The 25,642-nt window shown below is 64.2% G+C and carries 22 protein-coding genes, 1 tRNA gene, 2 rRNA genes and 1 pseudogene; 18 read left to right on the top strand and 8 right to left on the bottom strand.

Annotation, left to right across the window (positions count from 1 at the left end):
• The 3 genes from AC51GT_RS20295 to AC51GT_RS20305 all read left to right on the top strand — a co-directional run.
• Positions 1-88 (top strand): 23S ribosomal RNA (locus AC51GT_RS20295); the annotation flags it as partial.
• 119 nt (positions 89-207) lie between these two features.
• Positions 208-324 (top strand): 5S ribosomal RNA (gene rrf, locus AC51GT_RS20300).
• Between the two features lie 361 nt (positions 325-685).
• Entirely contained in the window at positions 686-1,345 is a 660-nt protein-coding gene (locus AC51GT_RS20305) for a S1 family peptidase (protein WP_496326769.1), read from the top strand.
• A gap of 3 nt (positions 1,346-1,348) precedes the next feature.
• Here the strand turns inward: AC51GT_RS20305 and AC51GT_RS20310 are convergent, their stop codons facing one another.
• Together AC51GT_RS20310 and AC51GT_RS20315 are read right to left on the bottom strand one after the other, a co-directional pair.
• A complete protein-coding gene (locus AC51GT_RS20310) occupies positions 1,349-2,131 on the bottom strand; it encodes a hypothetical protein (protein ID WP_496329969.1) in 783 nt (260 codons plus the stop codon).
• 147 nt (positions 2,132-2,278) lie between these two features.
• Complete coding sequence (locus AC51GT_RS20315; protein ID WP_496329970.1) at positions 2,279-4,621, bottom strand: DEAD/DEAH box helicase; 2,343 nt, start codon at positions 4,619-4,621, stop codon at positions 2,279-2,281.
• A 306-nt stretch (positions 4,622-4,927) separates the two neighbouring features.
• On the opposite strand from AC51GT_RS20315, the gene AC51GT_RS20320 reads away from it, so the two are divergent.
• The 3 genes from AC51GT_RS20320 to topA all read left to right on the top strand — a co-directional run bounded on the left by AC51GT_RS20320 (position 4,928) and on the right by topA (position 9,036).
• On the top strand, positions 4,928-5,131 hold the full coding sequence (locus AC51GT_RS20320) for a cold-shock protein (RefSeq protein ID WP_020109852.1): 204 nt from the start codon (positions 4,928-4,930) through the stop codon (positions 5,129-5,131).
• A gap of 178 nt (positions 5,132-5,309) precedes the next feature.
• Positions 5,310-5,888, top strand: coding sequence for a hypothetical protein (locus tag AC51GT_RS20325; protein WP_496326772.1), 579 nt, complete (start codon positions 5,310-5,312; stop codon positions 5,886-5,888).
• A 172-nt stretch (positions 5,889-6,060) separates the two neighbouring features.
• The gene (gene topA, locus AC51GT_RS20330) at positions 6,061-9,036 is read left to right on the top strand and encodes a type I DNA topoisomerase (protein ID WP_496329971.1); all 2,976 of its coding nucleotides are present in this window, start codon (positions 6,061-6,063) and stop codon (positions 9,034-9,036) included.
• 74 nt (positions 9,037-9,110) lie between these two features.
• On the opposite strand, the gene AC51GT_RS20335 is transcribed toward topA, so the two are convergent.
• Positions 9,111-10,658: an adenylate/guanylate cyclase domain-containing protein gene (locus AC51GT_RS20335; protein ID WP_496326774.1), complete on the bottom strand. Its 1,548-nt coding sequence runs from the start codon at positions 10,656-10,658 to the stop codon at positions 9,111-9,113.
• Between the two features lie 63 nt (positions 10,659-10,721).
• Here AC51GT_RS20335 and AC51GT_RS20340 point away from each other — a divergent pair, with 63 nt between their 5' ends.
• Positions 10,722-11,975: a DNA polymerase III subunit delta' gene (locus tag AC51GT_RS20340; RefSeq protein WP_496326775.1), complete on the top strand. Its 1,254-nt coding sequence runs from the start codon at positions 10,722-10,724 to the stop codon at positions 11,973-11,975.
• A gap of 31 nt (positions 11,976-12,006) precedes the next feature.
• On the opposite strand, the gene AC51GT_RS20345 is transcribed toward AC51GT_RS20340, so the two are convergent.
• Complete coding sequence (locus tag AC51GT_RS20345; protein WP_496329972.1) at positions 12,007-12,879, bottom strand: hypothetical protein; 873 nt, start codon at positions 12,877-12,879, stop codon at positions 12,007-12,009.
• Positions 12,880-13,011: 132 nt separating this feature from the next.
• Here AC51GT_RS20345 and AC51GT_RS20350 point away from each other — a divergent pair, with 132 nt between their 5' ends.
• Together AC51GT_RS20350 and AC51GT_RS20355 are read left to right on the top strand one after the other, a co-directional pair.
• Complete coding sequence (locus AC51GT_RS20350) at positions 13,012-14,091, top strand: phosphotransferase (RefSeq protein ID WP_496329973.1); 1,080 nt, start codon at positions 13,012-13,014, stop codon at positions 14,089-14,091.
• A 60-nt stretch (positions 14,092-14,151) separates the two neighbouring features.
• Positions 14,152-14,227: transfer RNA gene (locus tag AC51GT_RS20355), tRNA-Thr, on the top strand.
• A 98-nt stretch (positions 14,228-14,325) separates the two neighbouring features.
• On the opposite strand, the gene AC51GT_RS20360 is transcribed toward AC51GT_RS20355, so the two are convergent.
• Positions 14,326-14,919, bottom strand: a complete 594-nt coding sequence (locus tag AC51GT_RS20360; RefSeq protein ID WP_496329974.1) for a TetR family transcriptional regulator — start codon at positions 14,917-14,919, stop codon at positions 14,326-14,328.
• Positions 14,920-15,018: 99 nt separating this feature from the next.
• On the opposite strand from AC51GT_RS20360, the gene AC51GT_RS20365 reads away from it, so the two are divergent.
• The 4 genes from AC51GT_RS20365 (at position 15,019) to AC51GT_RS20380 (ending at position 17,427) form a co-directional block, all read left to right on the top strand.
• On the top strand, positions 15,019-15,762 hold the full coding sequence (locus AC51GT_RS20365) for a hypothetical protein (protein WP_496329975.1): 744 nt from the start codon (positions 15,019-15,021) through the stop codon (positions 15,760-15,762).
• The gene (locus AC51GT_RS20370) at positions 15,759-16,511 is read left to right on the top strand and encodes a hypothetical protein (RefSeq protein WP_496329976.1); all 753 of its coding nucleotides are present in this window, start codon (positions 15,759-15,761) and stop codon (positions 16,509-16,511) included. The genes AC51GT_RS20365 and AC51GT_RS20370 overlap by 4 nt, the downstream gene beginning before the upstream one ends.
• A gap of 90 nt (positions 16,512-16,601) precedes the next feature.
• Positions 16,602-17,120, top strand: a complete 519-nt coding sequence (locus AC51GT_RS20375) for a cytochrome c oxidase subunit 3 (RefSeq protein ID WP_496330077.1) — start codon at positions 16,602-16,604, stop codon at positions 17,118-17,120.
• 4 nt (positions 17,121-17,124) lie between these two features.
• Positions 17,125-17,427, top strand: a complete 303-nt coding sequence (locus AC51GT_RS20380) for a cytochrome C oxidase subunit IV family protein (protein WP_496329977.1) — start codon at positions 17,125-17,127, stop codon at positions 17,425-17,427.
• Positions 17,428-17,432: 5 nt separating this feature from the next.
• Here AC51GT_RS20380 and AC51GT_RS20385 read toward each other — a convergent pair whose 3' ends face one another.
• Positions 17,433-18,665, bottom strand: coding sequence for a lipase family protein (locus AC51GT_RS20385; RefSeq protein ID WP_496329978.1), 1,233 nt, complete (start codon positions 18,663-18,665; stop codon positions 17,433-17,435).
• 151 nt (positions 18,666-18,816) lie between these two features.
• Between AC51GT_RS20385 and AC51GT_RS20390 the strand changes: the two are divergent.
• Positions 18,817-19,592, top strand: a pseudogene (locus AC51GT_RS20390) (PIG-L family deacetylase).
• Here AC51GT_RS20390 and AC51GT_RS20395 read toward each other — a convergent pair.
• Positions 19,581-20,243, bottom strand: coding sequence for a 3-oxoacid CoA-transferase subunit B (locus AC51GT_RS20395; RefSeq protein ID WP_496326784.1), 663 nt, complete (start codon positions 20,241-20,243; stop codon positions 19,581-19,583). The pseudogene AC51GT_RS20390 and the gene AC51GT_RS20395 sit on opposite strands and share 12 nt — an antisense overlap.
• On the bottom strand, positions 20,243-21,007 hold the full coding sequence (locus AC51GT_RS20400) for a CoA transferase subunit A (protein ID WP_496329979.1): 765 nt from the start codon (positions 21,005-21,007) through the stop codon (positions 20,243-20,245). Before AC51GT_RS20400 ends, AC51GT_RS20395 begins: the two co-directional genes overlap by 1 nt.
• A 162-nt stretch (positions 21,008-21,169) precedes the next feature.
• Here AC51GT_RS20400 and AC51GT_RS20405 point away from each other — a divergent pair, with 162 nt between their 5' ends.
• The 4 genes from AC51GT_RS20405 (at position 21,170) to cysC (ending at position 25,620) form a co-directional block, all read left to right on the top strand.
• Positions 21,170-21,940 (top strand): IclR family transcriptional regulator, encoded by a 771-nt coding sequence (locus tag AC51GT_RS20405; protein WP_496329980.1) that lies wholly within the window; start codon positions 21,170-21,172, stop codon positions 21,938-21,940.
• An 82-nt stretch (positions 21,941-22,022) separates the two neighbouring features.
• Positions 22,023-22,826 carry a trehalose 2-sulfotransferase gene (stf0, locus tag AC51GT_RS20410; protein ID WP_496329981.1) on the top strand — a complete coding sequence of 268 codons (804 nt, stop codon included), beginning with the start codon at positions 22,023-22,025 and terminating at the stop codon, positions 22,824-22,826.
• Complete coding sequence (gene cysD, locus AC51GT_RS20415; protein WP_496326788.1) at positions 22,823-23,755, top strand: sulfate adenylyltransferase subunit CysD; 933 nt, start codon at positions 22,823-22,825, stop codon at positions 23,753-23,755. The genes stf0 and cysD overlap by 4 nt, the downstream gene beginning before the upstream one ends.
• Positions 23,755-25,620, top strand: coding sequence for an adenylyl-sulfate kinase (cysC, locus tag AC51GT_RS20420; protein WP_496329982.1), 1,866 nt, complete (start codon positions 23,755-23,757; stop codon positions 25,618-25,620). Before cysD ends, cysC begins: the two co-directional genes overlap by 1 nt.
• Positions 25,621-25,642 lie beyond the last annotated feature (22 nt).

Genomic DNA, 25,642 nt, shown 5'->3' on the forward strand with positions numbered 1-25,642 from the left:
CCTACAGACCATGGGGTAGATAGGCCAGAACTGGAAGCCCGGTAACGGGTGCAGGTGACTGGTACTAATCGGCCGAGGACTTACAACCAAAACAAGAAGACAATTATGTCTCGCATCCACTGTGCAATATCTGAAACAACACACAAACAAACAAATGATCAGCACTAATCATTGACTTGATTTGTGACGATGGTTGTTTCACATTGTTACGGCGGCTATAGCGGTAGGGAAACGCCCGGTCCCATTCCGAACCCGGAAGCTAAGCCTACCAGCGCCGATGGTACTGCACCCTAATCAGTGTGGGAGAGTAGGACACCGCCGAACACAATTTGCGAATACCCTGTATCCGATTCCAGCAATGGACTCGAATACAGGGTATTTTGCTATGTCCAGACCATTTCGTACAGAACTTGATGGGTGGCCGGCTACTGTGCTGTGAGTCGCGACGATCGTGATAGGTGCACGTTGGCCTTGCGAGAGCTCCTACCTCGCAACACATTTCGTCGGTGTTGTGTTGTCGGATGTGGGCATTGCCGGAGCAAATCGGCAGGCGACTGGCGGCTGGGTGCAGTAGCAGCATAGGGTGCGGAGAGACTCGGACGACTACAGGGGAATTGGTGGGGGCTTGATGCGGCGACTGTTGGCTATCGTGACCGGATTTATCGCGTTGATCGGAGTGTCCGGGATGACCGCCACAACCGCCAGTGCGGCCCCGCCCGTGGGGCTCGGTGGTGGTGCCGGGATTGTCATCGCAGACAACGCCGTGTGCACGCTGACCACCATCGGGCATGACCGCGCGGGACGGCTGGTGGGTCTGACCGCCGGTCACTGCGGCGGACGCGGGAGCGCGGTCAAGGCAGAGAAGAGCATGGGCTCGGGCGTACTCGGCGTGATCACGGAGTCCAACTTCCGCTGGGACTATGCCGTCATCGAGTTCGACAAGTCCAAGGTCACGCCCCAGCGTAGCTACCGGGGACTGACCATATCGGGTACCGGCCCTCGGCCGGTTTTCGGCCAGTCGGCCTGCAAGGCCGGCCGCACCACCGGCACCACGTGCGGCATCGTGTGGGGCAATGACCCGCAGGTACCGACATTCACCCTGAGCCAGGTCTGTTCCAACCACGGTGATTCCGGCGCGCCGATCGTGGTGGGGGACAAGGTCGTCGGACTGCTCAACGGTGGTCGCGTCATCCGCAACATCGGCGGCACCGGCCTCGAGATCGACGTGCCCTGCACCAACCCGAACTTCCCGATCCACAACCCCGCCATCAGCACGCCGATGACGACGATTCTGGACGACCTGAACGGCCGGAATATCGTGGGCAGCGGCTTCCGGTCGATCTGACGGTCAGGTCCGTTTCACCACGGCGGCGATGCCGGCGATCACGACGGCGATGCCGGCGAACAACGTGAGCCACAGGCCGAAACCGACCTCGAAACCCAACCCCCAGGTGTTCTCGGCGTCGAGGACGTCAAAGATGTCGATGACCGCGATCAAGGTGATCAGGGCGCCGGCCACAACAGCGATGATGCCGGCGGTGAGGTGTAGGCCCGAGCGCTTGGCGATCGCCGCACTGACCACCCCGAAGATCCCGGCGACCACACCGAGGGTCGCGGTCAGAACGCCATCGGTGGCCCCGGTATCCGAATCACCGATGCCGTTGACACTTACGGTGCCGGAGATCCACGGCAGGAACGCGGCGATGACGGCGAGGACCGCAAACCCTGCGATCGCCCAGCCGATGACGCGGACCGTGGAAGACACCGGTCCTGCCGAATCCGCCTGGGGCTGTGCGTACTGGGGCGCCTGTCCGTACTGAGGCCCCTGTCCGTACTGAGGTGTCGGCCCGGACTGCGGTTGGGCGCCGTAGGGATTCTGTCCGTATTGCGGCGCGGGTGGCCGTGATTGTTGTCCGTACGGCGGTGCCTGTCCGGGCTGGGATTGCCACGCCTGTGGCGGCCCGCCGTATTGCGGCTGTGGTGCGCCGTAGGGTTGCTGCGGCGGGGGCCCACCATACTGCGCAGGGCCCTGGCCCGATCCTGAATCGGCGGGCGGCGGAGTGGGTGGCGCCGAGGCGGGCCTGATGCGGGTCTGGTCGTAGGGGTCTGGCTGCCCGGGCGCTTGCGTCATTGGATTTACCTTTTTCAGCTGATCGGATTCCTCACGGTAAACCCGTTCGGACCCTCATAACAGCATTATCTCCGCCGTTCGAGCGACACCAGACCTGCTTTTCATGCGGCTGATCGACACCCGGGAACACTGCTCACCCTGACGCCGTCACGGCGTGTCGGAATCGGAGGCCAGAGAACTCGGCAGTTGCCTCAGGATCAGATCGAGCACCCGAACGGCGCCGGCCTTGTCCAGCGGATCGTTGCCGTTCCCGCATTTTGGGGACTGCACACATGACGGACAACCCGATTCACAAGCGCAGTGCGACACGGCATCTCGCGTCGCGCGGATCCAGATCTCGAAAGCTTCGTGACCGCGGTCGGCGAATCCTGCCCCGCCGGGATACCCGTCGTAGACGAACACCGTCGGCAGTCCGGTATCGGGATGGAGGTTCGTCGACAGTCCGCCGATGTCCCACCGGTCGCAGGTCGCGACGAGCGGCAACAGTCCGATGGCAGCATGTTCGGCGGCGTGCAGGGCACCGGGGAACATACCCACGGTGACGCCGACCGCCTCGAGGGCGTCGGGTTCGATCGTGTACATCACCGCCCGGGTCGAAAGGGTTTGGGCCGGCATGTCCAATTCGACCGAATCGAGGATCTCTCCGGTGTGCAGTTTGCGCAGATATCCGACGACCTGGTGGGTCACGTCGACCCTGACCAGGGCCACCGTCAGTGGTCCGAACGTATTGGTCTCCATCACGTCGGTGATCTCGACCAGAGTGGTCTCTCGGGCGCTGGTGGTCCAGTCCGGTTCTTCCGGGTGAACCAGCGCCAGACCGTCTTCGAGGTCGAGCTCGTCCACGACGTAGCTCTCGCCGCGATGGATGTGAACCGCTCCCGGGTGCACAGTCGACATCGCCCGGCCCGAGTCGACGGTCCCGAGTAGCTGGGCAGTGGTCTCGTCGACGATCATCACCTGTCCACCGATACCGCCGCGGATGTCGACGTCGGCGTGCGGCTCGACGCCAGGGGCGACGTACCACCCCGCCTTGCGGTGCCGGATGAGCCCGCGGACGGCCAAGTCCTCGAGTAGTTCGCGTGCGCCGAAGGCATCGACCTCCGATTCTTTGAGCGGCATTTCTGCTGCGGCACAGAGCAATTGCGGTCCCAGGACGTAGGGATTGGTCGGGTCTGTGACCGTGGCTTCAACGGGCTTGTCCAACAGCGCTTCCGGATGATTGACGAGATAGGTGTCGAGCGGGTCGTCGCGGGCGACGAGCACCACCAAGGATCCCTCGCCGCGACGTCCGGCCCGGCCCGCCTGTTGCCAGAAGGAGGCGACCGTACCCGGAAACCCGGCCACCACAATGGCATCGAGTCCGCTGATGTCGACGCCGAGCTCCAGTGCGTTGGTGGTGGCCACCCCGAGAAGCTTCCCGTCGGCCAGATCGCGTTCAAGGGTCCGGCGATCGTCGGCCAGGTAACCCGCCCGGTATGCGGCCACTCGCGGAGCCAACTCCGGGTCGACCTGTTCCAGAATGCGTTTGGCCGACAAAGCGGTGAGTTCGACGCCCCGCCGGCTGCGCACGAAGCAGAGCGTCCGTGCACCTTCGAGTACGAGGTCGGCGAGGATGCGCGCGGCTTCGGCGCCTGCTTGCCTGCGGACTGGGGCGCCGTTCTCGCCGCTGATCCCGGGGATGAACGCGGGCTCCCACAGTGCGACGGTGCGCGCGCCGTGGGGTGAACCGTCCTCGGTGATCTCGGCACAGTCGGCTCCGATCATGCGGCTCATCGCGGCGCCCGGACTGCCGGAGGTGGCACTGGCGCCGATCACCACCGGATCGGCCCCGGCCGCGCGGGCGATCCGCAACAGACGTCGTATGACCAGTGCGGTATGTGAGCCGAATACGCCACGGTAATGGTGGCATTCGTCGACGACGATGAAGGCCAGACCTCTCATGAAGTGCCGCCAACGGGCGTGTGAAGAGAGGATTCCGATATGGAGCATGTCCGGATTCGTGAATATCCATCGGGAATGTTCTCGAGCCCATTGCCGAATGGCCGGTTCGGTGTCGCCGTCGTATGCACAGGGCTGAAGATGTAAGAACTCTTTACGACCGGCCAGTAGCGAACTCACCGAACGCAACTGGTCGGAGCCGAGTGCTTTGGTGGGGGAAAGATAGAGAGCAGTTGCTCGCGGGTCTTCCAGGAGCCGGGTGAGGATCGGTACCTGGTACGCAAGGGATTTGCCTGAGGCGGTGCCGGTTGCCAGGACCACATGGCGTCCGGCGCGGGCGTGTTCCGCGGCGGCGACCTGATGGGACCACGGTCGGCGAATACCGGCATCGATCAATGCCTGCCGGACCGGGTCGCCGACCCAGGTCGGCCATTCGGTGAAACTGGCTGTCCTGCTGGGGATCAGGGTCTTGTGGGTCAAGGGTGATTCGTCAGGTCCGACGCCCGCCAGCGTGCGGGCGAGCAGTTGGGAGCCGAAGTCGGAGCTAGTCATCGATCCAGTTCATCACCTCGTAATATTACCTACTGTGAAGTGTCGATTGCGAAGTCGACCATGATTTGAATCAGTTTGACTTCCTGACTGTTGTGTACGCCCAGAACATGATTGACTTGTTGTGGTCGCAGCTTCTGGGGGGCGGTTCAAGATAACGGCCAGTCTCTTGGGATCGTGTTGCGAGCGTGGTACTGAAGGTCAGTGTGCGGGGGGCACCCGTAAACGGCGCCAGAAGGTATGGCGGTCGGAACCGGCCCGACGTGGGTAACTCCCCGTCGTATCCGGTGAAAGAAAAGGAATACAAGAATGGCACAGGGAACTGTGAAGTGGTTCAACGCGGAAAAGGGCTTCGGCTTCATTGCGCCAGATGACGGACCCGACGATGTGTTTGTCCACTACTCCGAGATCCAGGGATCCGGTTTCCGCACTCTCGAGGAGAACCAGCGGGTCGAGTTCGAGGTCGGTCAGGGAACGAAAGGTCCGCAGGCCACGGGTGTTCGAGGGTTGTAGCGGCACCCTTCATCAGATCGCCCCTCGTGGGCACTCCATCGAGGACCTTCGCATTGCGTGAAGTACCTCTGATTCATCTCCGGCACCACAACCCGGTGTCGGCGTCTTACCCCCGGTTTGTCGTGAAACGGCGTCGGGGGTCAGTCGTTTTCGGGTGAAAATACCGTACGGTTCTAACGTGGGTCAGCTGTCGATGTTCTCCGCGGAGACCGACGAGCCGTCGATTGACGATCTCGCCGGGATCTTGGCGACCGCCGGCCAGATCTCGGTGAACCCTCAGGGCGCACGTCTGTCGGTGGTGGTTCCCGATGACTGGCGTGCCCGGGCCCTGGCCGACGAGTTCGAGCGCTGCGGCGTCGCTGCGGAGATCTCGCTGTCGTCTGAGGGTTCCCCCCTCGTGGGGACGGTCACGACCCCCGAACTCGAGGATCTCTATCGCGCCTGGACGAAGGGTGCGATCAAAACGATGCCCCCGAACTGGGTACCCGGACCCCGCGCGCTGCGGCTGTGGGTCATCGCGGCCGGTCGTCGCGACGCCGAGCGGTACGTACTGGGCCTTGATCCGCACGCTCCCGACTCACACGGTTCTCTGGCGACTGCGGTGATGCGGGCGGGGATCGCGCCGACGCTGGTGGGCACACGCGGCGCCAATCCCTCGTTGCGGATCGCCGGAAAACGGCGTCTGACGCGTCTGATCGAATCGGTCGGTGAACCACCGGACATTCCGGGCGCGGCGGCACATTGGCCATTAATTTGATCAAATTTCTCGCAATTCACTATCTGAACTGCGAATACACCCTGTTCAAAGCTGGGGTGCCGACGGCCTGATCAGGCTCTTCTCGGGTGCCAGGCGGCATACTCGGATGCCACTACCGCTATACATAAGGTACAAACGGCCAGAAGAACCATGAAAGGTGCAGGCAACTACGGTGGCGGATTCAGATACAGCAGCTCGCGGGACAGGTAAGGCAGTGCGCCGTCTCGTGATCGTCGAGTCCCCGACGAAGGCCCGCAAGATCTCGTCGTATCTCGGCCCGAACTACGTGGTCGAGTCCTCGCGCGGTCACATTCGTGACCTGCCGCGCGGCGCGGCCGATGTGCCCGCCAAATACAAGGGACAGCCGTGGGCTCGGCTCGGGGTGAACGTCGACGAGAACTTCGAACCGTTGTACGTGGTCTCGCCGGACAAGAAGTCGACCGTCACCGAGCTGAAGGCTCTGTTGAAGGACGTCGACGAGCTCTACCTCGCGACAGACGGTGACCGCGAGGGTGAAGCCATCGCGTGGCACTTGCTCGAAACGCTCAAGCCCAAGGTCCCGGTCAAACGGATGGTCTTCCACGAGATCACCGAGTCGGCGATCCGTGCTGCCGCCGAAAGCCCCCGCGACCTGGACGAAGACCTGGTCGATGCGCAGGAAACCCGACGCATCCTCGACCGTCTCTACGGTTATGAGGTCTCGCCGGTCCTGTGGAAGAAGGTCATGCCGAAGCTGTCGGCGGGCCGGGTGCAGTCGGTGGCCACGCGGATCATCGTCGAACGCGAACGCGAGCGGATGGCGTTCCGGTCGGCCGAGTACTGGGATATCGCCGCCACGCTCGACGCCGGAGAATCGGCGAAGCCACGTAGTTTCGGTGCCCGACTGGTCAGCGTCGATGGGGCCCGGGTGGCCAGCGGCCGTGACTTCGATTCGACGGGTGGCCTGAAGAAGGACGACGTCACCGTTCTCGATGAAGCCCGCGCGGTGGCGCTGGCCTCGGGTCTGCAGGGTGCATCGCTCTCGGTGGCCTCGGTGGAGGAGAAGCCCTACACCCGCAAGCCGTATGCGCCGTTCATGACCTCGACCCTGCAGCAGGAAGCCGGCCGCAAGCTGCGGTTCACCTCCGATCGCACCATGCGGGTGGCGCAGCGGTTGTATGAAAACGGCTACATCACCTATATGCGTACCGACTCGACGACACTGTCGGAATCGGCGATCACCGCGGCGCGGAACCAGGCCCGGGACCTCTATGGTGCCGACTTCGTGCATCCGACCCCGCGGCAGTACACCCGCAAGGTCAAGAACGCGCAGGAGGCGCACGAGGCCATCCGTCCGGCCGGTGAATCGTTCCGCACCCCCGGTCAGGTTGCCTCCGCGCTGCAGTCCGACGAGTTCAAGCTCTACGAGTTGATCTGGCAGCGTACGGTCGCCTCGCAAATGGCCGACGCGCGCGGTACCACCATGAGTCTGCGGATCAGTGGCAACGCCAATACCGGCGAGACGTGTACCTTTGCCGCGTCCGGTCGCACCATCACGTTCCCCGGATTCTTGTCCGCCTACGTGGAGACCGTCGACGAACAGACCGGCGGCACCGCCGACGATGCCGAGAGCCGTCTGCCGAATCTTGTTCAGGGCCAGTCGCTCACCGCGACGGAGCTCAAGCCGGACGGACACACCACCAATCCGCCGGCGCGCTACACCGAGGCCTCTCTGGTGAAGACGTTGGAGGAGTTGGGGATTGGTCGTCCGTCGACGTACGCGTCGATCATCGGCACCATCCAGGACCGCGGATACGTGCACAAGAAGGGGTCGGCCCTGGTGCCGTCCTGGATTGCGTTTGCGGTGGTCGGTCTGCTCGAGGCGTACTTCAAACGCCTTGTCGACTACGACTTCACGGCCACCCTCGAAGACGATCTGGATCAGATCGCCCAGGGCGCCGAGAATCGCACGGATTGGTTGACCGGCTTCTATTTCGGAAAAGAAGGCGCCGAAGGCCAAGAAGGTACCGGCCTCAAAAAGCTCGTCGGTGTGAACCTCGAAGAGATCGACGCGCGTGAGGTCAACTCGATCCGCTTGTTCGACGACGAACAGGGTCGCCCGGTGTACGTGCGGGTGGGCCGGTTCGGTCCCTACCTCGAACGCACGGTCACGCCCGAGGACGGGGGAGAGCCGGAGTCGCAGCGCGCCAATCTGCCTGACGACATCACCCCGGATGAGCTGACACTGGATCTGGCCGAAAAGCTCTTCAGCACACCGCAAGAGGGCCGTGTACTCGGCGTCGATCCGCTCTCCGGCAACGAAATCGTTGCCAAGGAGGGTCGTTTCGGGCCGTACGTCACCGAGATCATGCCGGAGCCCGAAGACGAAGGCCCAGAAGGCGGCACAGTGCCTGCCCTGACCCCGCCGCCGGCGCCGACTCCGCTCGACGAGGGCGTCACGCCGCTGGACGCACCCGGCGACACGTTGACCGCCACCGCAACCAAGAAGGCGACGGCCAAGAAGACTGCCAAGAAGGCAGCGAAGAAGGCCGGGCCGAAGCCCCGTACCGGGTCGCTGTTCAAGTCGATGGACATCGCGACGGTCACCCTCGACGATGCGCTGAAGTTGCTGTCGTTGCCTCGAATCGTCGGCAAGGACGAAGAAGGTCAGGAGATCACCGCGCAAAACGGTCGCTACGGGCCGTACCTCAAGCGCGGCACCGACTCTCGTTCGTTGACCTCGGAAGACCAGATCTTCGACATCACCCTCGAAGAGGCGTTGAAGATCTATTCCGAGCCGAAGCGTCGGGGGCGGGCAGCTGCCGCGCCGCCGCTGCGTGAACTCGGTACCGACCCCGTGTCGGAGCAGCCGATGGTGATCAAGGACGGCCGGTTCGGTCCGTACGTCACCGACGGTGAGACCAACGCCAGCCTGCGCAAGGACGACGACGTCGCGTCGATCACCGACGAACGTGCATCGGAATTGTTGGCCGACCGGCGCGCTCGTGGTCCGGCGAAGAAGGCCGCCAAGAAGACCGCCAAGAAGGCTGCGAAGAAGGCTCCGGCCAAGAAGGCCGCAGCAAAGAAGACGGCGGCCAAGAAGGCCACCGCCAAGAAGGCCCCGGCGAAAAAGGCCGCGGCCAAGAAGGCTGCACCCGAGTCGGATTGACGCCAGGAATGTCCCGCAGGCGGGTGTCGAGGGAGTATTCCCGTCGGCGTCCGCCTGCGGGACGAACTTGGAATCTAATAGTTGATGGCGTAGTTCGGTCTGGCCAAGCGGGTCTCGATCCCGCGGCCGCGCAATTCGATGCCCTCGCCGATGTCCCAGTGTGCGGCCTCGGCGGCGGAGGCGAGATACACCGCGCGGGCTGATCCCAGGACACGGCTCGGCTCGTATTTGGCCAGCTCGGTCAGCCGGGCGGCCTCGTTCACCGGGTCGCCGATCACGGTGTATTCGAAGCGTTGGCTCGAACCGATGTGTCCGGCGATGGCCTTGCCCGCCGAGACCCCGATACCGATGTCGGTGTCACCGAGGGCGGCGTCGAGTTCCTTGCGCAGGATGCGGGCGGCCGCAAGAGCTTGCCCGGCGAAGTCCTCCATGTCGAGCGGTGCGCCGAAAATAGCCAGCGCCGCGTCACCCTGGAACTTGTTGACGAAGCCGCCGTGCCGTCCGACCACATCGACGATCACCCGGAAGAACTCGTTGAGCAGGTCCACGACCTCCCGCGGAGGCAGGTTGACGGCCAGGCTGGTCGAACCGACGATGTCTACGAACAGCACGCCCACGTAGCGTTCTTCACCACCGAGCTCGGTGCCGCTTTCGATGGCCCGTCGGGCGACGTCCTCGCCCACGTAGCGGCCGAACAGGTTGCGCAGTTCCTGTCGTTCGCGAACGTCGGCGACCATCTCGTTGAAGCCGGCCTGCAGCAGGCCCAGATCGCTGCCGTCGTAGATGCGCACGGAGGTGTCGAGGTTGCCCTCACGCACCTCGTGCTGCGCGAGGGTCAGCTGCTTGATCGGGTCGGCAATCGCCGAGACGACACGCACCACGCCGATCGATCCGAACACCAGGGCGGCGCCGGCCATCCACAGGATGGGCCGTTGCAGGCCTTCGGCGTCGGTGTCGATGATGCCGGTCTTCTGGCCGACGACCAGCGCGATGATCACTGCCAGCGGGGCGGCCACGCTGATCACCCAGAACAAGATGATGCGCTGGGTGACGCTGGGCGCGGTGGCGGCCTCGGGATTGTTGGCCATCGCCGCGACGGTGATCGGGCGCAGGATCTTCTCGGACTGCATGTACCCCAGCACCGAGGTCACCAGGGCGCCGACAAACGACCCCAGGGCCACCACGATCGCGGTGCGACCCGACTGGGACAGGCTCAGTAACGAGAACACCACGCCGCCGACAAGCCACAGCCCGCCGTGGACGAGCATCAGGAGCAGCGGCAGTCGAAGTGCGCGCCGCCGGGCGGCTTCGTTGTCGGGACGGGATCGTCGCCGATGCCAGACCAGCACCGGCAGGGAGAGCCGAATCGTGGCGTAGGCACTGACCATGCCGGCCAGGACGAGATAGACGACGAAGACCAACTGGCCGACGCCGCTGATCTGGGAGAGGCTGACCGAGGTCTGTTCGGGGAGTCCGAAACGGAGAAAAGCAAAGGTGAACAGGGCTCCGGCGATGTTCGCCCGAAGCATGTCCAGCGCCAGCACCGGCCAAGGTGTGCGCACCAGCCAGCGCAACATGTGCCACGCATGTTGCAGCTGTGACTGTCTCTGTACCACGTGCATACGGTAGCTGGCCGCTTGCAGGAGTTAAGCATCGCTGTCCGGCCTTCGAGATAGGGTTGACCTGTGACAACAGTGTTCGATCGGCTCGTCGGCCAGCATGCGGTCGTGGGCGAACTCACATCTGCGGCCATCGCCGCAGCCCAGCTGGCTGCGATACGTGAGCGCGAGTCTCACGGTGAAGTTGCGGTCACGGACCACGATGGACCGCGACACGGCTCGTCGGCGATGACCCACGCCTGGCTCTTCACCGGCCCTCCCGGGTCGGGACGATCGATCGCCGCGCAGTGTTTTGCCGCGGCCTTGCAGTGCGAGCGAATCGATGCGCCCGGGTGCGGCCAATGTCATGCGTGTACGACGGTGATGGCCGGTACGCACTCCGATGTCCGGCGGATCGTGCCGGAGGGCCTCTCGATCGGTGTCAAGGGCATGCGGGACATCGTCCAGACCGCGGCGCGGCGGCCGAGTGTCGGTCGGTGGCAGGTGGTTCTCATCGAGGACGCCGACCGGCTCACCGAGGCGGCGGGCAACGCGTTGCTCAAGGCCGTGGAAGAGCCGCCACCGCGGACCGTGTTCCTGTTGTGCGCGCCGAGCATCGACCCCGAGGACATCTCGGTCACCCTGCGTTCGCGTAGCCGGCACGTGCCGCTGGTGATGCCCAGCGCGGCAGCCATCAGCGAGGTCCTCATCGCGCAGGACTCCATCGAGCCCTCTCTCGCGCAGTGGGCGGCCTCGGTGTGTGGTGGTCACGTCGGCCGGGCCCGTCGTCTGGCCACCGATCAACAGTCGCGCGACGAGCGCACGCAGGCCTTGGGGTTGGCCCGGGCCGCGACATCGAATGCGCGGGCATATCAGGCCGCCGAAGAGCTCGTGAAGTCAGCGGAGGCCGCCGCCAAGTCGATCAGCGCCAAGTTGGACGAGGCCGAGACCGAGGAAATGCGGATGGCACTGGGTGCCGGCGGCACCGGCAAGGGCGCGGCCGGGGCGTTGCGTGGCTCGGCGGGCATCCTGAAAGACCTCGAGAAGCGACAGAAGTCGCGGCAGACGCGTACCAGTCGCGATCTCCTCGACCGGGCGTTGGTGGATCTGGCCGCGCTGTTCCGCGATGCGCTCGCCGCGTCCTACGGGGCCGCAGTGGTTGCGATGCATCCCGACATGGCCGAACAGACCCAGGGGATGGCGCGGTATGCGACCCGCGAAGAGTTGCTGACCTGCGTCGAGGCGGTGCTCGAATGCCGGGAGGTGCTCGCGTTCAACGTGAAACCCAAGTTTGCCGTCGACGCGATGGTCGCCAAGATCGGGATGGCTCTGCGGCATTGATCGTTCGGGGGCAGCGACGCGCGCCCGGCTCTCAGATGAATCGACTGAGCGCGTCGAAGAGCATGCCGTGATTCTCGATTGTGACGGCCTTCTTGACGGGGTCGTACTGCGTGATCTGTTGTACCCGACCGCCGTACCAGAAAAAGGTGTGGGGGCTGATGCTGCCGCCGGGTGCGTCGGCGGCCTGTTTGTGGGTGGAACCGATGATCTCTCGGAGGGCGAGGGTCGACTGCAGATTGGCGACCGGATGGAGCATCAGGAGATGTCGGTGCGGGACGCTGAAAACGACGCCGTGCTCGGCGCCGCCCAAGACGGTCTCGACCACGTTCTGCATGTTCAGAGCTTTTGACGCGATGAAGAACGACTCGCCCTGAAGTATGGTGATCGCCCTGGTGCCGTCCACCGAGAGCTCTTCGGTGTCAAAGGGTTCGGCGTCGGTGTTGCGCTGGCCGGCCTGGTATAGCAGGTCGAGGTCGCGTGATTCGACGGTGCGGTCGGTCAGCGTTTCGACCGTGGTCGGAAGGTCCCGGCACAGGTACACCACCAGATCGCCGACGAAGGGGCGCGCATAGTTGGTGGTCATCGTGGGGTCGATGGTGGTGTCCGGCTGCAGTCGGGTGCGCACTTCGGAGAGCAAAGCCGGTTCGGTCAGTTCGTCGGCCTGGGGGGAACGCAGCCCCTCGAAGTGCTGTTGGAAATGGAATGCGATGTAGCCGGCCCATTCGTCCTCGGGCAACCGCTGACAGGTGGTGACCACGTTCTGGAGGAAGTATCGCTCGGCGTCGGGGCCGACCAGGAAGACGTCGCCGTACTCGGGGTCGTCGACGGGAGTCACCTCGACACCGAGTTCGGCCAGTGCCGAAATCGACAAGGCCACCACTGTCCGTTCCGTGCTCTCGGTCATCGAACCTCCTCTGACAACCTTACTGATCAGGCCGGACAGTCCTGTTGATCAGGCCGAAGGCGTTCATCGTGGTGGTCGGCGGCTTTACCATCGAAGGAAGTTCACACTCCCGAAGATGCCCTGGAGCCGGCCATGATCGAGCTGCCAACGCCCGACGAATCCACGCTCGGTGACGTCGCTCAGCGGTTGAGAATCGGGCAGTACATCGACCACCGCTCGGAGCCGCTCGAATTCGACGTCGCCGCACCGGGGACGGCCGGTCTGTGGCGGGTTTTCCTTCGCGGCGAGCAGGGGCAGGCGTCGGCGGTGGTCAAGGTGTTACGCCATCCGGCGAAGTGGCCGGTGCTGGCCGAGTTGGCTCCACCGGTTCAAGAGTTCTTCTTGCGCACGTTTCCGTGGTCGCAGGACCCGGACGTGCTGTCAGAGGTGGCGGCACGCTGCCCCGAGGGGTTGCGGACGGTGACACTGTTGGGCACGCAGTGGCACGGTTCGCATATGCGATCGATGTGGCTGGAGGATCTCGGTGATGTCCAACTGTTCTCCACTGCAGGGCAATTCGAGAATGCAGCGCGCCTGTTGGGCGAGCTGTCAGGCAACCGGGCAGCAGCCGGATCGCCATTGTCGCAGGAGTTCGATGACGGGTTTGCGCTGTCGATGATCGCGCGCAGTCGCGTTCAGGAGTCGGACCTGATTCTGCTTGCCGAGATGCTGGCCGAACCCCGCGACACCCCAATCCCGACGGACCTCATCAACGACCTGCTGTGGGTTGGCGATCACATCGAGCTCCTCCTTGCCGACCTGTCGGAGCTCCCTCAGACGCCGGTGCACGGCGACGCTGCGCCGGACAACCTTGTTGCCGATCCGAGTGGCGGTGGGAGGACCGTGCTGATCGACCTGGCCCAGATGCCACGTCATGCGGTCGGATTCGACCTGGGTCAGTTGGTGTTCGGACGCCACAGTCCGGTGCTGGGGTTGGGGGAGGACGTCATCGAGCGGATCGTCGGCGAATACACCGCCGGGCTGGCCGCCGGGGGCGTGCCGGTCGACGTCTCGACGGTGTGGGCCGGCTTCGTCGGTTCCGCGGTGATCCGAAACGGGTTCGAGGTCGCAGGCGCTACCACCGACCTCACGGAGAAGATCGCGGCGGCGCAGTATCTGGCCCAAAAGTCCTTTGACCTGGGCTTGGTCCCCCCTCGCGTTCCGGTCACCTGAGCCGGTTTGGTCCTCGGCGTGACCGCTGGATAGACTGGCTGGCGCTGCCTGGTGCAGCACGCCGCCTTAGCTCAGTCGGTAGAGCGCTTCACTCGTAATGAAAAGGTCGCGAGTTCGATTCTCGCAGGCGGCTCCACGAAGAATCCCTTCTCCTGTAGTGACAGGGGAAGGGATTTTTGTTTCGATCGCGGGCGAGTCCATTTCTTGTCGGCAGTCCGGGCCGTCCCCGGGTGGCTATCCGGGGACGGCCGTCATGCCCTGCAAAGCAATGGTCACGTATTTCTCGACGATCGGCGTGCGGGCCTCGGGGGATTCGGGGATGGTGACCAAGAGGGCGTACATGCCGAGTAGGTAGAAGACGCCGTGGTGAAAGACGTCGGTTTCTGGTGGCAGTTCGCCGCGGTCGCGGGCTCGTTCCAGCTCTCCGATCACCGAGATGATCACCGGGTGATGTTCCCACTCTTCCTGGGGCGGTCGAGTGGTCGAGAAGTGCAGTGCCAGAAAATCTTTGAACAACCTGCCGCCCAGTCGCTCTTCGAGGTCCTCGAGCTCGCGGACCATCTGGGTCAACGTGTCTTGAACGGTGTGGGGAGTGTCGAAGAACTTTGCCAAGCTGTCCGCAATCCGAAGTTCTTCGCGCCGTTCGAGTTCGAGCAGGACATGTTCTTTGGTGGGGAAGTGGAAGAAAAACGTCCCGTGTGCCACGCCGGCCGCGGAGACGATGGCACCGATGTCGGCCGATGCCATCCCGTCGCGCTTGAACTCCGTCACCGCTGCTTCCAGCAGACGTTCGCGGGTCGCACGTCGCTTGGCCTCGCGGGCCGACACCTTGTCCGTAACCGAAATGGTCCACCTCCTGCTCGACCCCCCGGCACGAGTCTAGCGAATTCACTGACTCGAGTCAGCGAAGCGTGGTTTCCTCGACGCATGCAGTTCCTCGTCGAGGCCGAAGATCTACCGAAGGCGACCAACATCCGGACGCAACTCGTCGCGCTGTGGACGGGACCGGTGTTCGCGGTGGTGATGCTGATTGCATTTGTCGCCTTCCCGGGCTTCTGGCCGCCGATGCCGCCCACCATGCCGGCCGACGAGGTCGCGGCGTTCTATCGCGACAACACAGCCTGGATCCGGTTCAGCATGGTCACCTACAACCTCTGTGGCGTGATGTTACTGCCGTTTTTCCTGGTGATCGTGGTGCAGATGAAGCGGATGGCGACGCAAAGCCATGTCTTTGCGTACTGCTACCTCACCGCGGCGGTCAGCGGTGCGACCATTTTCGCCCTGTCGAACATCTTCTTCCTGGTCGCAGCGTTCCGGCCGGATCGCAACCCGGAACTGGTCCTGCTTCTCAACGACCTTGCCTGGATCACGTTCATCGCGCCGATCGGCATGGTGGTCGCGCAGTTCTTGCTCCTGGCGATCGCCGTCTATTTCGACAACGGACCTAACCCGGTTTTCCCGCGGTGGGTGGGTCATTACTCGCTTGCGACCGCGATCGCCATGCTTCCCGCCGCCGGTGCGGCAGTGGCCAAAACCGGGCCGCTGGCCTGGGACGGTCTGCTGTCGTTCTGGCTGCGCAACGGAGCCGTCGCCGCATTTGTGGTGGTGATGTTCTTCGTGCTCCGCGCAGCGCTGCATCGCCAGGCCGTCGAGGAAGGTGTGGCCCGATGAGCATCCTGTTGTCCAGGCGGGGACCGCCGGGCGCCGACCACTCCGAACCGGTGGGCAAGCCGGACGTCTGGATCGTCTACTGGATCTTCCCGGCGTTCTACGCGATCTTCGGTGCGGTGTTCGTACTACTGGCCAGGGTCACCCCGCCGCCGCGTCCCGACGTGAATGATCAACAGGCGGTGGACTTTTTCCAGGACCACGCCACCACCATCCGGATCGGATTCACGCTGCTGCTGGTGATCCTCGGCGGTGCGGCACTGACCAACGGCCTGATTTTCTACCACATGAAGCGGATGTCGTGCGGGTCGGTTTTCGCTTACGGCTACATGGGTGGCATGGCCGTCGGAGCAGTCCCGGGATTCCTTCTCGTTGCGGTCGTCTTCCTGACTGCAACCTTCCGTGCCGATCGGGATCCGCAGCAACTGGGGATGCTGTACGACCTCGGTCTGTTGTCGTACAACGGATCATTGGGATGCTTCACGGCCGCCTACTTTGCGCTGGCTGTGGCAATCCTCTACGACAAGAACGAGATCTTCCCCAAATGGTTTGCTTACGTGACCATTTGGCAGATCGTCACCGAGGTCATCGCAACCCAGATGTTTGTCTTCGAATCGGGGCCCTTCGCCTGGAATGGCTCGATCTCATTCTGGTGGGCGGTGGTGGTCTTCAGTGTCTGGCTGGGCGGGATGATCGTGCTGCTGCGGATCGCCACCGCGAAGGAGCCCGTCGATTCTCCGCCGCTGGACTGACAACCAAGGACTTGACCAGTGACAAAACCCCTGTCGCCCACAAAGATCTCCCCGAACGAACGGGACGGACACCTGCCCGGCGATGGCCACATGTGGGTCATGGTGCTCGGCGACATGGTCATCTTCGGTGGCTATTTCATCGTCTTCATGGTGCACCGGTCCATGTCGCCGGATGCCTATCTGGCATCGCAGCAGCATCTTGACATCAACCTCGGTGTGATCAATACGATTGTGCTGCTGACGAGTTCATGGTTCATCGCACGCAGTGTCCACGCTGCACGGGTTGGTGATCCGGACCGGGCCGTACGTCTCATCTATGCCTGCGGCTCGCTCGGGGTCGTATTCGTCGGCATCAAGGCATACGAGTGGTGGTCGAAGATCTCACAGGGTTACACCAATTCTGATGAATTCTTCTCGTTCTACTACGTGCTCACCGGCGTGCACCTTCTCCACGTGCTGATCGGCCTGGTGGTGCTGGGAGTTGTCGTGCGCGACCTTCGCAACCCCCGGCGCCGACGGATGTCGATGGTGGAATCCGGCGCCACCTACTGGCACATGGTCGACCTGCTGTGGGTTGTCATTTTTGCGTTGCTCTACGTGATGAGGTGAACCGGTGACCGCGACAACTGATCGGGTCGAACGTGGCGATCGATCGACCCGCGCCATCAACTATGCGTGGATCGTATTGTGCGGCATCACCATCGGATCGTGGTGGCTGGCACCTGGACATGCCGGCGGTTCGGCCTCCGCCGGTGTCGCGATCACGGTCACCGTGATCGCGCTGGGTTTCATCAAGGGCCGGCTCATCATCCGGTACTTCATGGAGGTGCGGTCGGCTCCGAAGTGGCTGCAGGTGGCCACCGACACCTGGCTGTTCGTTCTCTGGGCCGCGATCCTGGTGATCTATCTGGTCTAGTGGTGTCAGCAGGTGCTTGGTGCCGGGACTCCCCGGAACCGTTCATCGAGATAGTTCAACGCCACGGGTGCGCCCAAGACCGCAGTCGTCAGGTGGTCGGGGCTCGGGATCTGGGCGGAGTAGACCTTTGTTCCCGCACCGCAGTAACGCCGAATGGTGTTCTCGATCGCCGCGACCGGGATCAAGGCGTCATTCGGTGCATGCCATTCGAAAATGGGGATGGTCGGGACACCGTCGTACAGTTCTACGCTGTTCTCATCGAGCACGGCGCGAGCCCGCGGGTCGGAGGCCAGCGACTCCGATGTCGCGACCATCCGCGCGCTCAGACCGGCTCCGCCCGCGAGGATGTCGTTGGTGCACCCGTTGGCCATCTGATTGCGCAGCGCCAAACCTCTGGTATTGAGCTGCTCGCTGATGGGCAACCGGTCGGGATACTCCCGCTCCAGGCCGAGGGCCGCCGCGAATGCCAGTCCGAATGCCGGATGAGGTTGCAGACCAAGACCTTCGGCCATCTGGGTGAGGTTCATCGGCGCACCGCCCACCGCTGCGCCGGCGATCTCGAGGTCCGGCGCGTAGGAGGGCTGCAGAGCCGCCGCCCAGGCGGTGGCCATCCCGCCGCCGGAGTATCCGACCATCGCCACCGGGCTCTGGCGGGTATTCGACTGCGGTAGCGCTTGGACGGCCCGGATGCTGTCCAGGGTGATCTGTCCGCCGAGTTTGGCGGCGCCGTAGGCGCTGTTCGGACCGAGGTGGTCGGGCAGGACCACGCTCCAGCCACGGGCGAGTGCCACATTCAGGCCGGGTGCCTCTCGGATCACGAGATTCGGGTCTGAGGTGTACAACTCCTGCGACACAGCGCATTTGGTGCCGAGGCCGTTGATGATGTGTTGATAGGACAACAGTGGCCCATTGTTCTGGTGGCTTCGGGGGGTGAGCAGGGTGGTCGTCGCCGCGATCGGGTCGCCTTCTGAACTCGTGGACCGGAATTTGATGAGAGTGACTGTGGTGTCAGGGAAAGCGGGCAAACCAGGCATGGGACGGCTCGCGAGAACATCACCCGGTGCCTTGTCGGCGAGATCCGGGGGCTGGCTGTAGAACCGGTCCGGCAGCGGCGTGGGATACAGCGGTGCTGCTCCGGCCGGTACGGGTGACAACAGCGCTCCGGTCAGCGTGGCGATGCACAGGATCAGTGTTGTCGCCGACAGCCGGTGCCGGCAGGTGGTGTGTGAACGCGGCATGAGTGCGGTCCCCCCGGGGTGGTCTCATGGGTGGCGACTTCGCGCACAGGTTAACTGAGATTAATGTTTGTTTGCGGCGCTTCGAGTGAATTACTCCAGTGGCTAGACTGCATTGTTTGGTTCTGCGGTACCGCTGAGCAAGGGGTAGTTCATGAGTGTTCTTGTATGTTTCCACGCGCATCCCGACGACGAGGTGTTCGGGACCGGCGGGACCATGCGCCAGGCCTCCGAGGCCGGCCATCGGTTGTGCTCGTCACCGCCACCGACGGCGCGGCCGGAGAATTCCCGGCAGGCATCTTGGCCGAGGACGAATCGCTGATCGAGCGGCGGCGTGATGAGCTGGCGAAGTCGGCGGAGGCGTTGGGTGTGAGTCGCGTTGTGATGCTGGGCTATTCGGATTCGGGTATGGCCGGAACGCCCGAGAACGACAATCCCAGGGCGTTCGCCAATCTGCCGGTGGAGGCATCGGCTCAGGCGCTGGCAGCCGTGCTTGCCGAAGAGGGCGCCGATGTCGTGACCTTCTACGACAGCTACGGCGGCTACGGACACCCCGATCACATCCAGGTACACCACGTGGGGTTGAGGGCCTCACAGATCGCCGGGACGCCACACGTGTACGAGAGTGTGACGAACCGGGACCACTTCCAGGCGCTGGTCAAGGCCAACGACCAGTGGGATGCCCAGGACGCACCCAACATCGACAAGATCGGCGTCCCGGCAGATCAGATCACCACCGAGATCGACGTGGCCGAGTTCATCGAGGCCAAGCGGGCGGCGATGTTCGCGCATGCCACGCAGGTCGGCGACTTCGGGCCGTTCCTCGACATGCCCATCGACGATTTGCGGGCGGCCTTCGGCCTGGAGTGGTTCCGCCGCGTCGGCGAAACCCATCACTCCGGGCCGAAGGAGACCGCGCTACCCCTCTAGCCGGACCGTGAGTTCTGCGCCGGTCGCGGCGATGACGTCGTCGGCGGTCACTCCCGGTGCGAGTTCCTTGAGCACCAGCGTGCCGTCGCCGACGATGTCGATGATGCCGAGGTTGGTGATGATCTGGTCGACCACACCCTGGCCGGTCAGCGGCAGGGTGCAGGTCTCGAGGATCTTCGGGTTGCCGCCGCGATCGGTGTGCTCCATCAGGACGATGACGCGGGCGGCGCCGTGGACGAGGTCCATCGCGCCTCCCATGCCCTTCACCATTTTTCCGGGGACCATCCAGTTGGCGAGATCACCGGTTTTGGAGACCTGCATGCCGCCCAGTACCGCGGTGTCGATGTGCCCGCCGCGGATCATGCCGAAGGACAGGGCCGAATCGAAGAAGGCCGCACCGGGATTGACGGTGACCGTTTCTTTTCCGGCGTTGATGAGATCGGGGTCGACGGCGTCATCGGTGGGGTAACCGCCGGTGCCGAGGATGCCGTTCTCCGAATGCAGTGTGACGCGCACATCGTCGCCGAGATACGTCGGGATCAGGGTGGGCAAACCGATGCCGAGGTTGACGTATTCGCCGTCGATCATCTCGGCGGCCGCGCGGGCGGCCATCTGGTCTCGGGTCCATCCGGTGACCGTGGGGGCAGACATCACTTGGCTCCTTCGGTTGCGACGGTGCGCTTTTCGATCTTCTTGTCCTGAGGCCCGGTGTGCACGATCCGCTGGACGAACACACCCGGCAGGTGCACCGCACCCGGATCGATCTGCCCCGGCTCGACCAGACGCTCGACCTGCGCGATGGTGATCTTGCCTGCCATCGCGGCCAGGGGGTTGAAGTTCATGGCGGTCTTGTTGAAGACGAGGTTGCCGTCGGTGTCACCGAGTTCGGCATGGATGAGTGCGAAGTCGGCGTTGATGCCTTCTTCGAGGACGTACCGCTTGTCACCGAAGACGCGGGTCTCCTTGGGCGGGGACGCGATGGCGACCGAACCGTCGGCTGCGTAACGCCAGGGCATGCCACCGTCCGAGATGGGGCTGCCGACGCCGGCGGGTGTGTAGAAGCCGGGGATCCCGGCCCCGCCGGCACGCAGGCGCTCGGCCAACGTGCCCTGCGGGGTCAGTTCGACCTCGAGTTCACCGGCGAGATACTGCCGGGCGAACTCTTTGTTCTCGCCCACGTAGGACGCGGTGACCCGCCGGATCCGGCCCAGGCCCAGCAGGATGCCCAGGCCCTGGTTGTCGACGCCGCAGTTGTTGGAGAACACCTCGAGCTCGGCGGCCTTCGTCTCCGCCAGGGCCTCGATCAGTGCGTCGGGGATTCCGCACAGTCCGAATCCGCCGACGGCCAGCGATGCGCCGTCCTTGATGTCGGCGACTGCGCTCGCGGCCGACTCGTACACCTTTGAACTCACCATTTCTCCCATTCGCTTCATCGGGCAATCGACAACGTTCACAGAGCAAACGCTGACGATGTCGGGTTTCAGTCAACAACGTCGCAGCTCGGGGGATCAAGTGAACCGGCGAAACGCTCGGAAACTGTTCGCGGAACGATCGGTGGCGTCAGGTACGTTCATCAGATGAACGCGATTTCGCCGACTCGCTCGCATGTGGTCGCCCGGGTCGGAGCGCTCCTGCGCGCGGTGGGTTCGGCCGAGCCGGGTGGCGCCTCGACCACCGAGTTGGGCAAGGCCACCGACCTGGCACGGCCCACCGCACACCGGCTGCTGACCTCTCTGGCCGAGGAAGGCCTGATCGACCGTGACCTCGAGACCGGCCGATGGCGACTCGGGCCCGAGTTGTATCTGCTCGGTGTGGGCGCGGCCAATCGCTACGACATCAGCGATCAGGCCCACGATGTGTTGATCACGCTCGCCCGGGAAACCGGGGAGAGCGCCTTCCTGTCGGCCCGGCGTGGTGACGAGACCGTCTGCCTGCTCTGGGAGGAGGGTAGTTTTCCGCTCCGGTCCCACGTGCTGCACGAAGGGATCCGGTTCCCCTTGGGGGTGGCCTCGGCGGGACTGTCGATCCTCAGTCATCTCCCGGATCGCGACGTCGACGACTACTTCTCTCGGAGGAGGCCCGAGAAGGATTGGGGCCCAGCGCATTCAGAAGAAAACATTCGGGAGCGGATCAGGTCGACCAAACGGACCGGCTATGGGGTCAATCCGGCGCTGATCGTGGACGGCAGCTGGGGCATCGGTGCGGCGGTGTTCGATCGGACCGGACGTCCGGCCTGGGCCCTGAGTCTGACCGGGGTGCAGACCCGCTTTCGCGATGATCGGATCCACGAGATGGGGGTCCTGCTGCTCGAGCAGGCACATCTGTTGTCCGGCAGGCTCAAATCCTGACAAAGTCAATACTTTGAATCGTTCTGATCAACAGCCGCTCTGATCAATTGTTCCGGCGCTGGATATCTCTATATTCAGTGCCATGGCAAACCGGCCCCGGTCTTACCTTGTGTGCGCATCGCAGCGCAGTGGCAGCACACTGCTCGTCGAGTGCCTGCGGTACACCGGTATCGCCGGTGAGCCCGAAGAATACTTCCAGTATCTGCCCAGTACGTCGCGCGCACCGCAGCCCCGGCAGTGGTTCGCCGGTGTCGACGATCCTCAGATACTGAAACTGCTTGCGCCACTGGAACCGGGTACCCCGACCACGGAGACCAGCGACGAGTGGCGAATCCGGATCTCCAGTCACGGCCGCACCGGAAACGGTGTGTGGGGCGGCAAGTTGATGTGGAATCAGACCCCATTGGTCATCGAGCGTGCAGCCGGCCTGACCGGGCGCAGCGGGACCGGATTGCGATCGGCGCTGCGTGACGTCCTCGGCGAGGATCCCCTGTTCATCAAGGTGAATCGGGAGGATCCGGTGCCGCAGGCGGTCTCGTTCTGGCGGGCGGTGCAGACCCAGGTCTGGCGCGGTCAGGCGCCGCCGGCACTCGACGACACCGCAGAGTACAACGCCGACGGCATCGCACATCTGGTGTCCATCCTGCGTGACCAGGAAAAGGGTTGGCGTGAATGGTTTGCCGAGGAGGCGATCACGCCCATCGAGGTGAACTATCGCGATCTGGCCCGTGAGACCACAACGGTCATCGCCGGAATCCTGACCGCGCTGGGCCTCGATCCGGCCTCCGCGCCACCTCCGGTCCTGGAACGGCAGGCCAACGGCCGTTCGAATGAGTGGGTACAGCGCTATCGCGAGGACGCAGAGCAGAGGGGACTGCCCACATGAGCAGCAGTGCGGGGATCGCCGGCGACATCACACACGTGGACGAACTGCGGATACTCGAAGCCGAGGCGGTGCACATCATCCGGGAGGTGGTGGCCGAACTCGAACGACCGGTCCTGCTGTTCTCTGCCGGAAAGGATTCCATCGTCCTGTTACGGCTGGCGGAGAAGGCTTTTCGACCATCGCCGCTCCCGTTTCCGGTCCTGCACATCGACACCGGTCACAACTTTCCCGAGGTCATCGATTTTCGGGATCGACGACTCGCCGAGGGTGGGCATCGGCTGATCGTGGGATCGGTGCAGGAATCCATCGACCGCGGCCGGGTGCAGGAGGTCGGCGGCCGCGCCGGATCCCGTAATCGCCTGCAGACCAGGACCTTGCTCGACGCACTCGAGGCGGGCGGGTTCGATGCCGCGTTCGGTGGTGCCCGCCGTGACGAGGAACGGGCGCGGGCCAAGGAGCGGGTGATGAGCTTCCGCGACGAGTTCGGTCAGTGGGACCCCCGGTCCCAGCGGCCCGAGCCGTGGTCCCTGTACAACGGCCGGATCCGGAAAGGTGAACAGGTTCGGGTGTTTCCGTTGAGCAACTGGACCGAACTCGACATCTGGCGGTACATCGAACTCGAAGGTCTGGAGCTGCCGCCGATCTACTTCGCGCACGAGCGAGAGGTGTTCGAGCGCGACGGCATCCTGCTCGCCACCTCGGAATACACCAATCCGGCCGACGAAGAGATCGCCCGGGTCGAATGGGTCCGGTATCGGACCGTGGGCGACCTGACCATCACCGGTGCAGTCCGTTCCCGGGCGACCACGATTGCCGATGTGGTGAAGGAGATCTCGGCGTCGACGGTGTCCGAACGTGGTGAGACCCGCGCCGACGACCGGACCTCGGTCGCGGCCATGGAGGACCGCAAACGGGAGGGGTACTTCTGATGACTCGCCAACTGTTGCGGCTCGCCACCGCGGGATCGGTCGACGACGGCAAGAGCACCCTGATCGGGCGCCTGATGCACGACACCGACAGTCTGCCCACCGACCATCTCGAATCCGTGACAGACACCGAGGGGGTTGCCGACCTCGCCGCCCTGTCCGACGGACTGCGGGCCGAGCGCGAGCAGGGCATCACCATCGATGTTGCCTATCGCTTCTTCTCCACGGCCACCCGCAATTTCATCCTGGCCGACACGCCCGGTCATGAGCGGTACACGCGAAACATGTTCACCGGCGCGTCGAATGCCCACGTGGCAGTGCTGCTCGTCGACGCCCGCGCCGGCGTGGTGCGGCAGACCCGCCGTCATGCCCGGATCGCGACGCTCCTGGGCGTCCCGCATCTGGTGGCCGCCGTGAACAAGATCGACCTCGTCGACTACAGCCAGGAGCGGTTCGGCGAGGTCGAAGCCGAGTTGCACACGCTCGCAGCGCGACTCGGGGTCAAGGGGCTCGCGGTGGTCCCGTTGGCGGCGAAGATCGGCGACAACGTGGTCACCCGTTCGGCCAACACGCCCTGGTACACCGGTCCGACGTTGCTGGAGTTCCTCGAAGGTGTCGAGTTGAGCGCACCGGCCCCGCTGCCCACCGAGGTCCGTCTTGCCGTGCAGTGGGTTTCGCGACCGGACGACAGGCAGCGGCGACGCTACACCGGACGATTGGCGGCCGGAACCCTGCAGGTGGGGGACCCGATCCTGGTGCTGCCCTCCGGATCCCGAAGCACCGTCACCTCTCTCGACACCTTGGACGCCGACCGCACCATTGCGGTGGCGCCGCTGTCGGTGTCGGTGGAACTGGCCGACAACATCGACGTCGGCCGCGGCGACATGATCGTCAGCGGCGCCGGCGACGCGCACCTGCCGGTGTCCGCCCGCGAACTCGACGTAACGGTCTGCTGGTTCTCGAAGACCCCGTTACGGGCCGGAGACCGGATCGGGCTCAAGCAGGCCACCCGGACCGTGCGCGCGACGGTGCAGGAGATCAGCGGTCGACTCGATCCGGAAACCCTTGGCGAAGAAAAGAATCCGGTGGAGCTCGCGCTCAACGACGTCGGAACCGTGACCCTGCGCACCAGTTCGATCGTGGTGGCCGACCCGTATTCGACGAACAAGGATGTCGGGGCGTTCATCCTGATCGACGAGCACTCCAACGACACCGTCGGAGCCGGCACGATCACCGAGGCCCGGGTGGTCAAACCCGGTGAACGCAAACGCAATGACATCAAGTGGCATCCGTCGGCACTGGAACGAAACCACCGCTGGAACGCTGTCGGCCAACGGGGCGCGGTCATCTGGCTGACCGGACTGCCGGCGTCGGGCAAATCGACGGTGGCGGTTGCGCTGGAACGGGAACTGGTCGAGGCCGGGCGGGTGGCGTACCTGCTCGACGGCGACAACGTCCGTCACGGACTCTCCGACGACCTCGGCTTCTCGGCGGGTGATCGGGCCGAGAACATCCGTCGGGTCGGGCATCTGACCCGATTGTTTGCCGACGCCGGGGTGGTGGCAATCGCCTCGCTCGTCTCACCGCTGCGTTCGGACCGGGAGATCCCGCGGGCACTCAGTGCGGCCGCGGACCTGCCGTTCATCGAAGTGCACGTGGCCACCCCGCTGGCGGAGTGCGAGCGCCGCGACCCGAAGGGGCTGTACGCGCGGGCCCGCGCCGGTGAACTCAAAGGGCTGACCGGAGTCGATACCCCGTACGAGGCCCCGGTGAACCCGGACCTCGTGATCGACACGACCGGCGCGGATTCGGATGCGCTGGTGCAGGAGATCCTCGGCATCCTGGCCGGTCGCGAGGGGCAACGATGAGTTCGGGCGGCAGTTCTGGTCT

Source organism: Williamsia sp. z34, assembly GCF_059553395.1.

Excerpts from the sequence above, each read along its gene's own strand:
- AC51GT_RS20305 (WP_496326769.1), top strand. The coding sequence starts at position 686 with ATGACCGCCACAACCGCCAGTGCGGCCCCGCCCGTGGGGCTCGGTGGT.
- AC51GT_RS20310 (WP_496329969.1), bottom strand. The coding sequence starts at position 2,131 with ATGACGCAAGCGCCCGGGCAGCCAGACCCCTACGACCAGACCCGCATC.
- AC51GT_RS20315 (WP_496329970.1), bottom strand. The coding sequence starts at position 4,621 with ATGACTAGCTCCGACTTCGGCTCCCAACTGCTCGCCCGCACGCTGGCG.
- AC51GT_RS20320 (WP_020109852.1), top strand. The coding sequence starts at position 4,928 with ATGGCACAGGGAACTGTGAAGTGGTTCAACGCGGAAAAGGGCTTCGGC.
- AC51GT_RS20335 (WP_496326774.1), bottom strand. The coding sequence starts at position 10,658 with ATGCACGTGGTACAGAGACAGTCACAGCTGCAACATGCGTGGCACATG.
- AC51GT_RS20345 (WP_496329972.1), bottom strand. The coding sequence starts at position 12,879 with ATGACCGAGAGCACGGAACGGACAGTGGTGGCCTTGTCGATTTCGGCA.
- AC51GT_RS20350 (WP_496329973.1), top strand. The coding sequence starts at position 13,012 with ATGATCGAGCTGCCAACGCCCGACGAATCCACGCTCGGTGACGTCGCT.
- AC51GT_RS20365 (WP_496329975.1), top strand. The coding sequence starts at position 15,019 with ATGCAGTTCCTCGTCGAGGCCGAAGATCTACCGAAGGCGACCAACATC.
- AC51GT_RS20370 (WP_496329976.1), top strand. The coding sequence starts at position 15,759 with ATGAGCATCCTGTTGTCCAGGCGGGGACCGCCGGGCGCCGACCACTCC.
- AC51GT_RS20375 (WP_496330077.1), top strand. The coding sequence starts at position 16,602 with ATGTGGGTCATGGTGCTCGGCGACATGGTCATCTTCGGTGGCTATTTC.
- AC51GT_RS20385 (WP_496329978.1), bottom strand. The coding sequence starts at position 18,665 with ATGCCGCGTTCACACACCACCTGCCGGCACCGGCTGTCGGCGACAACA.
- AC51GT_RS20395 (WP_496326784.1), bottom strand. The coding sequence starts at position 20,243 with ATGTCTGCCCCCACGGTCACCGGATGGACCCGAGACCAGATGGCCGCC.
- AC51GT_RS20400 (WP_496329979.1), bottom strand. The coding sequence starts at position 21,007 with ATGGTGAGTTCAAAGGTGTACGAGTCGGCCGCGAGCGCAGTCGCCGAC.
- AC51GT_RS20405 (WP_496329980.1), top strand. The coding sequence starts at position 21,170 with ATGAACGCGATTTCGCCGACTCGCTCGCATGTGGTCGCCCGGGTCGGA.
- stf0 (WP_496329981.1), top strand. The coding sequence starts at position 22,023 with ATGGCAAACCGGCCCCGGTCTTACCTTGTGTGCGCATCGCAGCGCAGT.
- cysD (WP_496326788.1), top strand. The coding sequence starts at position 22,823 with ATGAGCAGCAGTGCGGGGATCGCCGGCGACATCACACACGTGGACGAA.
- cysC (WP_496329982.1), top strand. The coding sequence starts at position 23,755 with ATGACTCGCCAACTGTTGCGGCTCGCCACCGCGGGATCGGTCGACGAC.